Source organism: Pseudomonas sp. R11F, assembly GCF_050312575.1.
GTDB lineage: Bacteria > Pseudomonadota > Gammaproteobacteria > Pseudomonadales > Pseudomonadaceae > Aquipseudomonas > Aquipseudomonas palleroniana.
Map to the genome: position 1 here is coordinate 60,035 of NZ_JBNPJU010000019.1, position 14,382 is coordinate 74,416.

Consider the following 14,382-nt stretch of genomic DNA (forward strand, 5'->3'; position numbering starts at 1 on the left):
GCCTTATGAACAATACCTCCGACAAGCCTGATGGCTTGCATGGCTCCTCGCCCCGGTTATCTGCAAAACGCTCCGGCTGGCGCGGCCTGCTCGTTCTGCCATGGTTGCTGATCCCTTGGCACAGCGCGCAGGCCGCCATTCCCAGCGAATGGAAAAACACCGCGTATGCCTATGAAGCCGAACACAAGCCTTTGCGCGAGGTACTTGAAGACTTCGCTCAGACCTTCGGCACGCAGTTGCAGATCGAGGGCCTGCTGGAGGGTGTCGTCAATGGAAAGATCCGCGCCAATACCCCCCAGTCGCTGCTCGACAGGTTGGGCGTTGAGCATCGTTTCCAGTGGTACTTGTACAACAACACTTTGTACATCAGCACCCTGGACCAACAGGAATCCGCACGCCTCGAGGTCTCATCGGAAACCATCGCGGACTTGAAGCAGGCATTGACTGATATCGGCTTGCTGGAAAGCCGCTTCGGGTGGGGCGAGCTACCCGAAGACGGTGTGATATTGGTTTCCGGCCCCAGACGCTACATCGAACAGATCAAACAGTTCGCCAGCCAGCGCCGGTCGCCCGATGAAAAACAGAGCGTGCTGACGTTCCCCCTGAAGTTCGCCAACGCCGCAGACCGGCAGATTGATTATCGTGGCGAGAAATACATGATCCCCGGCGTCGCCAATATGCTGCGTGGGCTACTGGAACCGCGTGCAGCCTCAGCCTTGTCACCGCGTGCCACGCCCCCCTCTGCTCCCGCACCGCTCGCGGCGAGCGGCGCTCGCTTGAGCAACCCGTTGCTGGGGCAGATGCTGGGCACCACTCCAGCTTCGGAGCCCCCAGGCACTGGCCCCATGGTCACGCCGCGTGCGCCCGTCGGCAGCGGCAAAATCCGCGTCGAGGCGGACGTGCGCAACAACGCGGTACTGATCTATGACCTGCCCGAACGCCAGGCCATGTATCGCGACCTGATTGCCCAACTCGACGTAGCGCGCAAGCTGGTGGAAATCGACGCAATCATCCTGGATATCGAGCGCACTCAACTGCGTGAATTCGGGGTTAACTGGGGGTTTCAGAACAGCCGCTTCCGAGGCGGCGTGAACACGAGCCCCGGTACGTCATCACAACTTTCATTTGAAAATCGCGACCGGTTTTACGCAGACATACGGGCCCTGGAAAGCCGCGGCCTGGCGACCCTGGTCTCGAATCCGTCGGTCCTGACCCTGGAAAACCACCCCGCGGTGATCGATTTCAACCGCACTCAATACCTGGTCGGCGGCACCGAGAACGCAACCATTTTGCCCGTCACGGTCGGCACCAGCTTCCAGGTCGTGCCCAGGGTCATCACGTCCCGGGGCAAGCATCAGATCCACCTGCTGGTGGACATCGAAGACGGTAACTTCAATGAGTCCAACCCCCTGAGCACAACACCGGATGTGAGCCGTGGCAAAGTCAGTACCCAGGCGGTGATGGCGGAGAAACGCTCACTGGTGATCGGTGGCTTCCACGTCAGCGAAAGCACCGACAAGCACAACAAAGTCCCATTGCTGGGGGATATTCCCCTGCTGGGCAAGGCCTTGTTTTCCTCCACTGAACGCCAGAACAATCGCCGCGAAAGGCTGTTCATCCTGACCCCCCGGGTCATCGGCGATCAGGCCGACCCTTCGCGCTACCTGCCAAAAGACGATCAGGCCGAGTTGCAAGCCGCCCTCAAACCCTTGGCCAGGCGCGATGCCCCTCACCAACCGGTGATCAAGCGCAGCGATATCACCAGCACCCTGGCGCATCTGGTGAGCGGCCAGGTACCCAAGCCTTTCAAGACGGCCCCCTTGCCCTTGGGGCTCAATACCCTATGCGCCACACGCGATCTGCTGGCGCTCAATACCGACCGCAGCCAGTGGTACACCGGCCCGGACTTCAACGTGGCCGTCGTCGTGCTGCGCAACCAGTTCAAGCGCAACGTACGTATTGATGAAAAGGAGTGCAGTAACTCACACACCCTGGCCGTCAGCGTCTGGCCGCGAGCCTGGCTCAAGCCGGGTGAAGAAGCCGAGGTCTTTATTGCCATGCGTCCAGTGGTGAAAGACGAACACATCGGCGTCTCCCGCCCTTCCCTGCTCACCCCAACCCGGAACCAACCGCAATGAAGCCTTTACTGTTGTGCTCCACACTCATCGGTGCGGCACTGCTCGTCGCCGGCTGCACGCCGACCTGCCAAGGCGACTCGTGCTCACGTCCGCAGTCAGGCAAGCACACGCTGGTGGTCTGGTGGCCACCGCAGATGCGGGCCGAGTCGGGCCCGTCAGGCGAGCGTTCGGATTACCAGACGATATCGCTGGAACGATGACGCCCCACGCACTTGCCGATAACCAGCAGCGTCGCAAGGCATTCCGCGACGCATGGGTGGGCGGCCCTGGCGCCCACCTGCCAGTCGGCCCCGGCATTGCCATCTACGCCATGGATACGGCTGCCGGTCCGGGATTGGCCCTGCAGGTGAACCGCGACGTCTTGCAACCCCGACAATTGCAGCGGGCACTTGAGCGCCGGTTTGAACAAGCAGTGGCCTTCAGTGGCTGCTTTGTCTACCTGGACGCCGGGGGCAACCTGGTGATCTGGCATGCACTGCCGACACAGCGCCAGGCGCTCGACGCAACCATCAGCCGCCTGCTCTCGCTGGCCAATCTCGAGACGCTGGACCGGCGCGCCGCTCGCTGAATCAACGCCGCTCCAGTCCCGGCAATTCCAGGGTTTCGCGCTTGGCTTCAGCGTCAAGCTCACGCAAGGTCCGGTAGATCAAGGCGACCGCCTGCAAGGTTTCGCGAGGAATCCCCATCCCCAGCTTTTTCTCGTACAGCGTACGGGCCAGCCAGACGCATTGGACCACCGGGACATCGGCGGCTTTCGCCCGGTCGATCAACGCGCGTGCCTGCGCATCCGTGCCCTTGTCCACCAGTAACGGCAGCGGCGTCTTGCCTGGGCGGTAATACAAGGCGACGGCAAAGTGCGTCGGGTTGACCACCAGCATGTCGGATTCCTCCAGCTTGGGCAGCTTGACCTTGGGTTCTTCCTGGGCCAGTTGATAAGCCAGGGAGCGACGCTGCCCCTTCACGTGCGGGTCGCCTTCCATATCCTTGTATTCCTTGAGTACCTCCACTTGGGTCATGCGCATGCGCTTGGCAAAAAAATGCTTCTGCAACGCCAGGTCAATCAACGCCAAGACCAACAGCAAGCCCAGACAGGCATGCAGTAGATGGCGGAACACTACAATCAGCGCCTGGACATAGGTTTGCAGGTCGCTACCGGCCAGCTTGATCAGGGTTCCCAAGGACGGACCGATCACGGCATACAGGATCACGCCCAATAGCAGGGCCTTGGCCAGGCTCATCAACAGGTTCATGACCTGCTGGGCCGAGAACATCTGCTTGAGATGACTCAGAGGGTTCAGGCGACTGAAGTTGAGCTGCAGGCTCTGTGGCGCAAACAGCAACCCGAACTGCATCCAGCTGCTGATCAACTTCACGCTGATCGCCACGCCGGCCATCATCAGGGCAAACGCAAAAAACACGATCAGGCTTTCCAGCAACACCTCTTCCAAAGCGCGTGCGAAGGGTTGGCCCATTCGCGACATGGGCAGCACCATCATCTGCTGGAAGCGCTGCATGCTGGGCTCGGCCGTGAACAAGGCGATCTCGCTCAAGGCGGTCAACACCAGCAATTTACCGACATCCTGGCTCTGCGCGACCTGGCCTTTTTGACGTTGGTCACGCAACTTCTTCGGCGTCGCCGCGTGCTTTTTCTCACCGGAGTCACTCATGGCGTCGAGCCCTGAAGCAATAGGCCCAGGGCGTGTTTGAGATCACCCAGCAGGCTCATGCGACCGACGATCAAATCCTGCAACAGGGGAAAGTACAAAATCAGGATCATCAACCCGGCCAGGCTTTTGAGCGGCGGCGCCAGGGTCGACACTTGCAGTTGCGGACTATACAGCCCGAGCAAGGCGACGCCGAATTCCAGCAACAGCAACACGCCAATGAATGGTGCGGCGTATAGCATCATGTGCATGAGCGTATCGCCAAGCAGCCCGAGGAATACGCTGAAGCCATTCACCGCCACCGCCGGCAGCCACGCCGTCGGCGGCCACACCAGGTAGCTGTCCCAGATCACCTGGGTCAATACGCCAAGCCCGAGGGTCGCGATCAACAGGTAGATCGCCAACTGCTTGAACAGGTGGCCCACGGGCGTAGCATCCGGCCCCAATGAAGGGTTGAGCTGACCACCGGCCAGGGCGCCGCGCTGGTTGTCCAGCAAGGCGCCCACTGACTCGAACATCCAGAACGGCATGGCCAGCAAGATCCCGAGCAGGAACCCCAGCACCAGCTCCTTGAACACCAACCCAGCGATCATCAAGGCCGAGTAGTCCTGCCCGTTGAGCACGCTGTAGATGCCGGGTGCCGGAATCAGCGCGAGGACCATGACGATGATGTGTCGAGGCATCCCCCTAAGGTGCTGGAAGCAGAATGCAGGCACCAGAAAAGCACAGGGATAGATGCGCGCCATGGCGACCAGCAGGCTGGGCAGGTAATCAACGAGAAGCAGCAAGCCGGTAACCTCAGTTCAGTGCCGAACGGGCGATCATGTCGAACGTCAGGTTGATCAGTTGGATCAACTCCACCCCAATCCAACGCCCGGTCAATATCAGGGTGACGCCCACCGCGACCAACTTGATTCCAAAGGGCAGGGTCTGATCCTGTATTTGCATCAACGCCTGCACCAGCGATGTCAGCACACCGACCACCACCGCCACGATCAACGGGGGCGCCGACAGGACCACCACCAGCAGCATGCCTTGCTTGAACAGCACGATCGGTTCCATAGACCACTCACAGATAAGAAAGGAACAGGCTGTCGAGCAGACGCGACCATCCGGACACCAGAACGAACAGGAGCAACTTGAGCGGCAGTGAGATGGTCATGGGCGAGACCATTTGCATGCCCAATGCCAGGAGCAGATTGGAGACGATCAAATCGATGACGATGAACGGGATGTAGATCAGGAAGCCGATCTCGAAACCCGCCTGCAACTGCGAGAGAACAAAGGCCGGCATCAACAGGATCAAGTCTTCGCGCTGAACCTGCTGCGCCATTTCCGGCGGCCACATGCGCGCACTGTTTTCCTTCAGGTGGGTCAGGACATCCGGATCGGTATTGCGCTGCATGAACGTGCGCAACGGCTGGATGGCCACCAGGCCAGTCTCTTGCATCGTCTGCACGCTGCTCAAGTCCAGCGGTGACGCCTTGAGCGTCTGCGCCACCTCATAGCCGACAGGCGCCATGATAAACAGCGTCGCCGCCAGGGCGATGCCATTGATCGCCATGCTCGGGGGTACCTGCTGCACGCCGATGGCGTTGCGGGTAATCATCAGCACGATGACGATCTTCAAGAACGCCGTGCACACGATCAACAACATCGGCATCAGCGACAATGAACCCAGAAACAGCGCGAGAACGAGCGGGTCCACGCCTTGAAAGGTCATCGGGAGAACACCACACGGGACAACTGCAAGCCGAGCCGCCCATCCACCTCAACCAACTGGCCCTGGCCGATGGGCCGGTCGCCATAGTAAAGCCCGGCCATGCCGGGGGCGTATCCGGTAATCCCCAACACGGCGCCGGGGGCGAGGTTGCGCAATTCGCCGAGGCTCAGGTTCAGCGTGCCGCAGCGCACATTGAGCGCCATGCTCAACTCATCAAATGGCTCATGACCGAACACATCCGTCACCGGTCGGTCGTCCCCGCCTTGCGGAGCGTGATGAGCAACCAAATCTTCATCCACAGTTGTTTCCTCTATTGAAGTCACGGTCAGGCACAGCGACCCGCTTGCATCGTCAATGCACCCGTGCAGGCGATGCTTGCCGACGGGCAAGTAACCGGTGCCCTGCACTTGAAAATAGGTGTGTTCGAGCACCACGACGTCGCCTTCGCGGACGCTGCACAGCTGCGCGATCGACAAACGCAAATGCCCCAGCGTGACCGCGAGCGTCAGTTGGAATCGGTCCGGCATCGGCGCGGCTGTCGGCTGCCAAGGCCCGGCCTCGCACAGTGCCAGGAAGCTATGCGTAGACATCCACAGAAAACCCGCGACCCTGGATGCGCCAAGGCACACCCACAGCCGACAACCGAAGTCCAACACCGGCACCGCGGGGGATAAACGCAGGTAGCCGAACAACGCGCGAACCTGTGGGCTCAGATGTTGTTCAAACAGGGCCCAGAACCAGGAGTCCGGATCATTGCCGGCCTGGGCCAGTGTCACCGGGCACTCGCCCAACAGGCTGAGCTGCGGCGAAGGCTCACCGAACGCCAGCACCCCGCAGGCCGTTTCAAAACACAACGGCGTTACGCCTTCCGGTGCGCGCGCGGGCTCAAGCCGCAACTCCCCGCGCTGGCCGTCGACCTCAAAGGGCAGGCGCAACCCGCCCCCCAACCGACGCAGCGCAGCGACCACGTCACCCTGCACCGGGCGCAAGGCCAGAGGCGGCATCATCACGTGCGCTCCAGATGCGCCAGATGCAGGCTGACCGGCTGGCCAACGGCCTGGGCAATCCGATCCTCACAGCGCTGTCGCACACCACTGAGCCAACGCGTCGTCGTGTCCTGCTCGGCCTCCAACTCAACGCTCCAGGCGCCCTGCTCTCGGCGGATACGGGTCTGAATCCGCCCCAGCCGAGGCACGTACAGCATCGCTTCCAGCGGCCACTGCGAAGCGATGTGTAACCGAGGGGCCAACTGTTCGGTCAATGTCTCGATCATGGCGATCTCTGCGGCTGCGCTTCGTCCCGCTGCAGCGTGGCTGCCATAGCCCGTGGGCTCACCTTCATCAGCGAATAGCCGGCGGAACAACTGCCCTTGTTCTTCAGGGATAGCCACGCCGGCCCCGGCCTCACGCGCCTCACGAAGCTCCCGCAGGCGCGGACGCTCGACCTTGTCTGCCGGCACCTGAGTCACGCCTCCTCCTGAATCAATAAACTGGCCAGTTCCTGAAGCTTTTCGACCTCACGCAAACATTGGCTGACCTGCTTCTGCACGCTGCTGATGTGCTCGGCCTGCTGCGCCTTTTGCTCATGCAAGGCGTGTAGCTGGTCTTCTTCACGCTGGGTGCCGGCCGACAGGTTGCGCTCTTGGGCGCTCCAATCTTTCAACGCCTTGAAAGTCATGACCTGCCCCTGATGCTGACTCAGCAGTTGTGCGCATTGCCGCGCCTCTTCAAGGCGTGTGTGTTCAAGCGCCTGCTGCGCCTGCGCGATCTGTTCGAGCAGGGTTCGCTGGGCTCGCTGGGCGGCACTCAACGCTCGCTCGACACGATCCGCGCGATGGCGACGCAAGCGCCGCAGTGTCTCGACTTCAACGCTCAGTGACTCAGAAGGGGACATACGCTGTCAGCTCCGTCAGTTGCTCCAGGGTCGTCGTGATAGGTGATGGCTCTCGCAAGTCCTGGCGCAGAAAGCCATCGACGGACTGACGGCTGTCCACGGCCATATCGGTCAAGGCATCACTGCCGGGCTGATACTCACCCAGCTTGAGCATCAGCTCGATCTGCTGATACGCCGACAACAAGCGGCGCAGCGCGGTGCCGGCCCGGATATGTGCGGGCTCGGCCACATTGCTCAAAATCCTCGATAAGCTGGCCAGTACATCCACCGCCGGATAATGGCCACGCTCGGCCAGCTTGCGCGACAGCACGATGTGACCATCGAGCAGGGAGCGAACCTCATCGGCCACCGGATCGCTCATGGAGTCCTGTTCGATCAGCACCGTGTAGATGGCGGTAATCACACCGTCTCGCGTCAGCCCGGCCCGCTCCACCAACCGCGGCAGCAAGCTATACACCGACGGCGGCAAGCCCCCGCGCCCCAGGGGTTCGCCGGCCGCCAGGCCGATCTCGCGCTGGGCTCTGGCGAACCGGGTCAGGGAATCGATCAGCAACAACACCCGCTGGCCTTTGTGCCGAAACCCTTCGGCCAGCGCCGTTGCGGTGAAAGCGGCGCGGGCGCGCTCCATGCTGGAACGGTCGGAGGTGGCACAGACCAATACCGCCTTGGCGCGTAATGCGTCATCCAGCTCATGGTCGAGAAACTCACGCAGCTCGCGGCCTCGCTCACCAATCAGGCCGAACACAATCACATCGCAGTCCACGTTGCGGGCAATCTCGGCCAACAAGGTGGTCTTGCCACAACCGGCCCCTGCAAACAGGCCCACGCGCTGGCCCTCGCCCAAGGTCAACAGGCCATCGATCGAACGCACCCCGGTGGCAAGCGCCCGATTGATCCTCGGTCGCTCGGTCGGCAGCGGCGCCTCGCACAATACGGTGCTGGCATCGAGCGTGTCGGTCACGACAAACGCACTGGGGCCGTCCCCCGCAATAGGCCGACCAAAGCCATCCAGCACCTGCCCCAGCAGCGCCTCGCTGACTTGCACTCGGTGTGGCACGCCCAGGCGCTCAACACTGGCGCCTACGCGTACACCTTCCAGGTTACCCAGGGCGCTGAGCACCGCGTCCTGCTGATCGAACCCGATGATTTCGGCCAGCATGCAATCACCCGGTTTTTTCTCCACCTGGCACAAGTCACCAATACGTGCGTCAGGCAACCGGCATTGCAACAGCATGCCGTTCACGCGCTGTATGCGACCGCGCATCGAAACGGGCGCAAAGCGGGTCAACGCGTGTGACTGGTTCAGCCGCCACGCTTCCAGGCGCGCCTGTATCGAGTTGTTCACCAGCGCACCTCATACCGTTGCGTACCGTCAAAAATCACTTTGTTGTTGTCGATCAACACCAACCGCAGGCCATCCAGTTCGTCGCCCACGAACAACCGGACGCCATGCTCCAGCACCACGTGGCCGCTGACGCCGCCGACGATTTGGAGGATCTTGAAAGGGAGTGTGTTATCGCGTACCTGCACGCGGCTGATCACCGGCACGGCGGTGTCGAACTGCTCGGCGAAACGACTGAGCATGCGGGCGACCAGCTCGACTTCTTCCTGGGAAACATCACCGTTGAGGACAATCTGGGCATTGATCACCTGCAAGCTGACCCGCTGGGCCAACTCACGTTCGCTGAGCATCTTCAACAACTGCTGCCGCACCTCGAAGGGTGAGATCAGCTCCTGCTTTTGCTCCACGGCGGGCATCAGCGACGCTTGTGCCCCGCGCCCTGGCGTCGAGACGATACCGATCGCGACGATGACCACGGCACACAGCAACACCAGGCTGATCAAACGTTTCTGTTGCGACAGGGAGATCAACGACAGCACCAGCCGCTGGGCGGGTTCAGGCGGCGGCGCCAGCGGTGTTGGCCGGTCAGGCGGCGCCTGCGGCCAAGGCTGATCAGCCGGCACCACACACAAACGTACGGCACCGATCACAAAAGGCGTATCGAGTGCCAGGTCGCCGATCTGCGCCAGCACTTGCCCGTCGCTGTCTTGCAACAGCCCCGCTTCGGCCTGCACCGTCCAATGTCCGTCGACCAGTTGCAAACGCGCGTGGTGCTCGGTGATACCCGGGTCCCTCAACAACAGGTCGGCATCCGCGTGGGCGCCAAGGCTCCACTGCTCACCAAACAACGGCAAAGCGGCGCCTTTTTGCAGTCCATCGAGTACCCGCAGCTCGAACATCATCGCACCTGTGGTGTCAGCATTAACGGCGGTGTCATGCCACTGCTCCGCGCATCAACTCGTCCTGGCCCAGGTCAAAACGCCCCAGCACCCTGACCTTGGAAGTACTTCCCAGCTCGGCAAAGGACAGCACCGGTACATGGCTGAATTCGTCCAGCAACAAGGTGCGCAAGGGACTGCGCAGATCCTGTGCCACCAGCATCACGCTCTTGCTTTTGGGCCGCGCCGAAAATGCCTGGTTGAGCAGGTTGATCAGGGCTGCACTGCTCTCGTTGTCGAGGGCAAAGAACACGCCGCTCTGGGTCTGGCGCAACGCTTCGCGCAGGATGTTTTCAGTCTGGGGCGACAGCAGCCAGGCATGCAGGCCATCGGGCTCGCTGTATTGGTGGTAGATCTGCGACTTGAGGGCAATGCGCGCGTAATCGGCCAAGGCATCCGGTTCGCGCTCATGCTGGCCGTACTCGATCAACGACTCGACAATCAAGCGCACCGCACGCAACGGCACGCCTTCGCTGGCCAGGCGCTGCAGCACTGACGAAAACCGCGAAAGCGGCATGATGCGTTGCAGTTCCTGCACCAGTTCCGGCTGGTTGTGTTCCAGCCAACTGAGAATCGCCTTGCTCTCCTGGATACCGAGAAACCGCGGCCCGCTAAGCATCATCGCTCGCGTCATGCGCTCGATGATCAGGCTCGGGGCAGTGAAACGCTCGACCTGGGGGTCGTCCAATAAAGGGTCATCGGGAGCAAGCCATAACCAGTCCTGCTCATCGCGCTGACGCCACCCTCTCTCGCCTCGCTCCAAGGGTGGCGTCAGCGATGCGTATTCAACGGCGATGCGATCACTCAGGGTCGCCGCCATCACCGGCACTTCGTGCACGCAGAAGCGCATCTCGTCAGGCGCCAGCAAGTCATCGAATTCGGCTTCAAACGGCGGCAGCGTCAGGCCGATGCTTGTGACCAGCCCGTTCCGGGCCTGGCGAATCTTATGAACGATATCGATGACCTGCGGCGTTGCGTACAACGTCGGGTGGAACTGCAACAGATAGGGGCGTGACGGATCAAAACCGCGCAAGTCTTCGTCGCCGTTTTCCTCGGGCCGCACCACTTTTTCAGCCTGCGGCGGCGGGGCAGCCTCGCGCTGGCGCTGGCGCGCCAGGTAGTAGCCCAGGCTGCCGGTCATCAGCGAGATCAGAATAAACACCACCGTGGGCATGCCCGGCAGCGCGGCGAAGGCGAGCATGCCTACCGAGGCGATCATCCAGCTCTTGGGCTCACTGGTCATCTGCCGGGCAATTTCGGCGCCCATGTTATTGGCGCCCTTGCGCCCATCCGGTGCCACACGGGTAATGATCATGCCGGCGGTCAGGGAGATCAGCAGCGCCGGAATCTGTGCGATCAGGCCATCGCCAATGGTCAGCACCGAATACAACGCCATCGAATCTCCCGCACTCATCCCATGCTGGAACATCCCGGTGGAGAAGCCACCCAGCAGGTTGATGAGCACGATGATCAAGCCGGCAATGGCGTCGCCTTTGACGAACTTCATGGCCCCGTCCATGGCCCCGAACAGCTGGCTTTCGCGGGACAACTGCTCGCGCTTGTCGCGAGCTTGCCCACCGTCGATCAGCCCGGCGCGCAAATCGCTGTCGATCGACATCTGCTTGCCCGGCATGGCATCTAGGCTGAAGCGCGCGGCGACTTCGGCGACCCGTTCGGAGCCCTTGGTAATCACCAGGAAGTTGACCAGGGTCAGGATCATGAAAATCACCAGGCCCACCGCGAGGTTACCGCCCACCACAAAATTGCCGAAGGCTTCGACAATGTCACCCGCGTCCTGCTCCAGCAGGATCAAACGCGTAGTGGCGATCGACAATGCCAGGCGAAACATTGTGGTCAGCAGCAAAATCGACGGGAACGACGAGAACGCCAACGGCCCGGGCAGGTACAGCGCGAGCACGATCAGCAGACAGGAAATGCAGATATTGAGTGCGATCAGGATATCCACCAACCAGGTGGGCAACGGCACAATAAAGATGAACACGATGGCCATGACCACCACCGCGCCTAACACTTCAGCACGCTGCGCCACTTTGAGCAGCACAGCGTTGATGGCGGCCAGCACCGTCACGGGAGGCTCCTCGACTCACCGTCGAAGTGCAGATGACCGCGCTCGGCACGGGTGAATTCGTCCATCACCAGCAAGATGTTATGCAGGGCCTCTTCACGCCCACGGCTGTCACGCCACAGAGCCAGGGGCAAACGTTGCATCACCGGGTACAAGCCGTTGAGAGACACCAGTTGGGCAGCCGGTAGCGCGCCGCCAAAATCGCAAGCTAGCCGCTGGACTTCCGCCGATTCGATACCGGTGCCGGCATAACCCAGAAGCCGTTGCAGCAGGCCTACCGCATCCAGTTCCGCATCCAGGCGCTGGATCAACGCCTGGCAATTGGATAACGCCCCGCCCAGCTGGCTGCAGCTCTGCAAACCCAGCAGCAACGTACGCAGTTGTGCCGTGGGTACCGAAGGCGTGTGGGCGGCGATATCGTCGGCCAAAGCACGACGCATCAGGTTGAGCCCGGCGCCAAACTGCTCGCCACCGTACACCCCGAGCAGCGATTGCATCATGAACGCCAGGGATTGGCGCATGACCACACTGGCGTAATACAACGCACGCACCGCTTGGCGTTCCTCTGGGTCACCACTGGCCTGCTGCAGCGTCAGTGCGATATTCAGCCCGGCCTGGATTTCCCGCTTGAAGCGGATTTCCAACTTTGCGAGTGCATCTCGCGCCAGGGCCGCCTCGACTTTGCGCGCTTCAGCTTGCGCCTCGGCCGCCACCCGCTGAAGTACCACGAAGGTGCGCGCAGGATCGCGGCCAGTCAGCTCGAGCAATGTGTCGATACCAGGCTGTAGCAACAGTTGCATGCGGACCTGGCGAGCAACGGTTGCCAATGACGCCTGGGCAGGATGGCCCAGTTGTTCATAGAGCTGGGTGATGTGCTCAATCGGTGTGACCTGCCGCCCAATCGAACGGCGGCCCAGAGCCACGCCATTGAGCGCCATTTCTTCGTTGAATATCTGGGCAATGTCGTCGATAGCCGTGGCACCGGCCTGCGTTTGGGTAACGCCGATGCGGGGTTGATCCGGGTTCAGGATCGGTTGCACATCGTTGAACGGTTCGACTTTCATGGGCGGGCCAGGACAGGGAGTTTGTGTCCCTATGTGGCAGGCGCGCGCCGTACGGTTCCATCGAAACTACCCCTGCGGCGTTTTTGAAAATACCCGCACAACAGCATCCCCGCTTTTTGCAAACGACTGCACAAAACTCAGCACAAAAAATAAATATCTACTTATAAATCAATGAATTAAAACTTTTTTTCCTTTGGCACAGCCAGTGCAAAAGGGGTCACGTCGAAACCACTTCGACCGTGTCCACCCAGAGGAAAAAATCATGGATATCCCTATTGGTGCCCTCGCTCATCTTGTTGGCAGCTCGCCTCAATTCATGCTCCACCTGACGGACGACCAACAAAAAAAACTTCGGCGCTTCATTCATAAGCGCGTGCTCAACCCGGAAGATGCGGACGATCTTCTGCAACTCACCTACCTGGAAGCCTGGCGTAACCGCGAGCGCTACAGCGGCCAGGCGACACTCAGCACCTGGATGTGCGGAATCGCGCAGAACCTGATTCGCAACCACTTCCGGCGCCTGTATGCCAAACCGGTGCATTGCGAATTCGACGAGGCGCTGTGGCATGGCCAGGAGGACAGCCGTAATCTGGACTGGGAGTTCGAGGTCAATCGCCGGCTGGAAAAAACCCTGATAGCCATCAAGGACCTGCCGCAGGAAATGCGCAAAACCCTGTATGCCTCGCTGGAGACGGATGGCAGCTATCAGGACACCGCCGATGCACTGGACATCCCCATCGGCACTGTCCGCTCGCGCCTGTCACGGGCACGTGAACAACTCAAGCGCGTCACCCACACGCCGTTGCGACCTTAAGCCAGACTAGCTGGCCATCGTTGGGCGACAGGGATATCAGCCCAACTCGATCTAGCCTTTTCATGCGCGACAGCAAGGCCGTGCCCATCCCGCCAAAACCTGACGCCCAACCCGCCACTCGTCGCTGTTTAGCCCGATTTTCGTTAAACAGTTGAAAGCGTAGAAAAATTTTCAACAAAAACGCTTGACGCATTCCCGTTCTACGCGAATAATGCGCGCCACTTGGCTACATAGCTCAGTTGGTTAGAGCATAGCATTCATAATGCTGGGGTCCGGGGTTCAAGTCCCTGTGTAGCCACCAAGTACCGATCCATAGATGTCTACAGCAGTCTGTGAATCACCTCAAGAAGCCCGCCTCGTGCGGGCTTTCTTGTTTCTGGACATCCATGCGGGTCCAGCGAAGTCAAACTCCCCCCTCTCCAATACGACACTCGCCAACCTGGCTGCTTGATCATGCCTGTACTCCAGGCTTTGAAGACGCCGCCCACGCTCAGACCAACGCACCAAAGTTCTCTGCCGCGAATATCATGCGGGTATCGTCGCCGATCAGGCTTAAAGCTAACTTCTAGAAACGCATCAAGCTGAAACGTATCAGCCTGTGTAAAAAGTCAAATTATGCACAAATGCAAATTTACGCTTGACCCCAAAAACCGGTTTGCCTAAGATGAAATTACTGTATGCACATACAGTATTTTTTTATAACTTCCTTCACGGACGAGG

15 protein-coding genes and 1 tRNA gene are annotated in these 14,382 nt (G+C 60.5%); 5 read left to right on the top strand and 11 right to left on the bottom strand.

Going from position 1 to position 14,382, the window contains the following annotated elements:
• Positions 1–5: 5 nt before the first annotated feature.
• From sctC to ACQRBV_RS05520, 3 genes are read left to right on the top strand one after another with little or no spacing between them, the layout of a single operon-like run.
• Complete coding sequence (sctC, locus tag ACQRBV_RS05510; protein WP_411985226.1) at positions 6–2,138, top strand: type III secretion system outer membrane ring subunit SctC; 2,133 nt, start codon at positions 6–8, stop codon at positions 2,136–2,138.
• Entirely contained in the window at positions 2,135–2,338 is a 204-nt protein-coding gene (gene hrpT, locus ACQRBV_RS05515; RefSeq protein WP_060754804.1) for an HrpT family type III secretion system protein, read from the top strand. Before sctC ends, hrpT begins: the two co-directional genes overlap by 4 nt.
• A complete protein-coding gene (locus ACQRBV_RS05520) occupies positions 2,335–2,706 on the top strand; it encodes a transcriptional regulator (protein ID WP_104995450.1) in 372 nt (123 codons plus the stop codon). The genes hrpT and ACQRBV_RS05520 overlap by 4 nt, the downstream gene beginning before the upstream one ends.
• Position 2,707: 1 nt before the next feature.
• Here ACQRBV_RS05520 and sctU read toward each other — a convergent pair whose 3' ends face one another.
• The 11 genes from sctU to sctW are packed head-to-tail and all read right to left on the bottom strand — an operon-like array spanning position 2,708 to position 12,848.
• Positions 2,708–3,805, bottom strand: a complete 1,098-nt coding sequence (gene sctU / locus ACQRBV_RS05525) for a type III secretion system export apparatus subunit SctU (RefSeq protein WP_411985225.1) — start codon at positions 3,803–3,805, stop codon at positions 2,708–2,710.
• A complete protein-coding gene (gene sctT, locus ACQRBV_RS05530) occupies positions 3,802–4,590 on the bottom strand; it encodes a type III secretion system export apparatus subunit SctT (protein ID WP_411985224.1) in 789 nt (262 codons plus the stop codon). The genes sctU and sctT overlap by 4 nt, the downstream gene beginning before the upstream one ends.
• A gap of 10 nt (positions 4,591–4,600) precedes the next feature.
• On the bottom strand, positions 4,601–4,864 hold the full coding sequence (gene sctS / locus ACQRBV_RS05535) for a type III secretion system export apparatus subunit SctS (protein WP_060754800.1): 264 nt from the start codon (positions 4,862–4,864) through the stop codon (positions 4,601–4,603).
• Positions 4,865–4,871: 7 nt separating this feature from the next.
• A complete protein-coding gene (gene sctR, locus ACQRBV_RS05540; protein WP_090366944.1) occupies positions 4,872–5,525 on the bottom strand; it encodes a type III secretion system export apparatus subunit SctR in 654 nt (217 codons plus the stop codon).
• Entirely contained in the window at positions 5,522–6,535 is a 1,014-nt protein-coding gene (locus ACQRBV_RS05545) for a FliM/FliN family flagellar motor switch protein (protein WP_060754798.1), read from the bottom strand. The genes sctR and ACQRBV_RS05545 overlap by 4 nt, the downstream gene beginning before the upstream one ends.
• On the bottom strand, positions 6,532–6,993 hold the full coding sequence (locus ACQRBV_RS05550) for a type III secretion system HrpP C-terminal domain-containing protein (RefSeq protein ID WP_060754797.1): 462 nt from the start codon (positions 6,991–6,993) through the stop codon (positions 6,532–6,534). Before ACQRBV_RS05550 ends, ACQRBV_RS05545 begins: the two co-directional genes overlap by 4 nt.
• Entirely contained in the window at positions 6,990–7,418 is a 429-nt protein-coding gene (gene sctO, locus ACQRBV_RS05555; protein ID WP_104995446.1) for a type III secretion system stalk subunit SctO, read from the bottom strand. Before sctO ends, ACQRBV_RS05550 begins: the two co-directional genes overlap by 4 nt.
• Complete coding sequence (locus ACQRBV_RS05560) at positions 7,405–8,763, bottom strand: FliI/YscN family ATPase (RefSeq protein ID WP_104995445.1); 1,359 nt, start codon at positions 8,761–8,763, stop codon at positions 7,405–7,407. The genes sctO and ACQRBV_RS05560 overlap by 14 nt, the downstream gene beginning before the upstream one ends.
• Positions 8,760–9,659 carry an FHA domain-containing protein gene (locus tag ACQRBV_RS05565; protein WP_411985223.1) on the bottom strand — a complete coding sequence of 300 codons (900 nt, stop codon included), beginning with the start codon at positions 9,657–9,659 and terminating at the stop codon, positions 8,760–8,762. The genes ACQRBV_RS05560 and ACQRBV_RS05565 overlap by 4 nt, the downstream gene beginning before the upstream one ends.
• Positions 9,660–9,693: 34 nt before the next feature.
• Positions 9,694–11,787 (bottom strand): type III secretion system export apparatus subunit SctV, encoded by a 2,094-nt coding sequence (sctV, locus tag ACQRBV_RS05570; RefSeq protein ID WP_411985222.1) that lies wholly within the window; start codon positions 11,785–11,787, stop codon positions 9,694–9,696.
• Positions 11,784–12,848 carry a type III secretion system gatekeeper subunit SctW gene (sctW, locus tag ACQRBV_RS05575; RefSeq protein WP_411985221.1) on the bottom strand — a complete coding sequence of 355 codons (1,065 nt, stop codon included), beginning with the start codon at positions 12,846–12,848 and terminating at the stop codon, positions 11,784–11,786. The genes sctV and sctW overlap by 4 nt, the downstream gene beginning before the upstream one ends.
• Before the next feature lie 262 nt (positions 12,849–13,110).
• Here sctW and ACQRBV_RS05580 point away from each other — a divergent pair, with 262 nt between their 5' ends.
• Together ACQRBV_RS05580 and ACQRBV_RS05585 are read left to right on the top strand one after the other, a co-directional pair.
• Complete coding sequence (locus ACQRBV_RS05580; protein ID WP_060754791.1) at positions 13,111–13,662, top strand: RNA polymerase sigma factor; 552 nt, start codon at positions 13,111–13,113, stop codon at positions 13,660–13,662.
• 224 nt (positions 13,663–13,886) lie between these two features.
• Positions 13,887–13,963: transfer RNA gene (locus tag ACQRBV_RS05585), tRNA-Met, on the top strand.
• Positions 13,964–14,382: the final 419 nt, after the last annotated feature.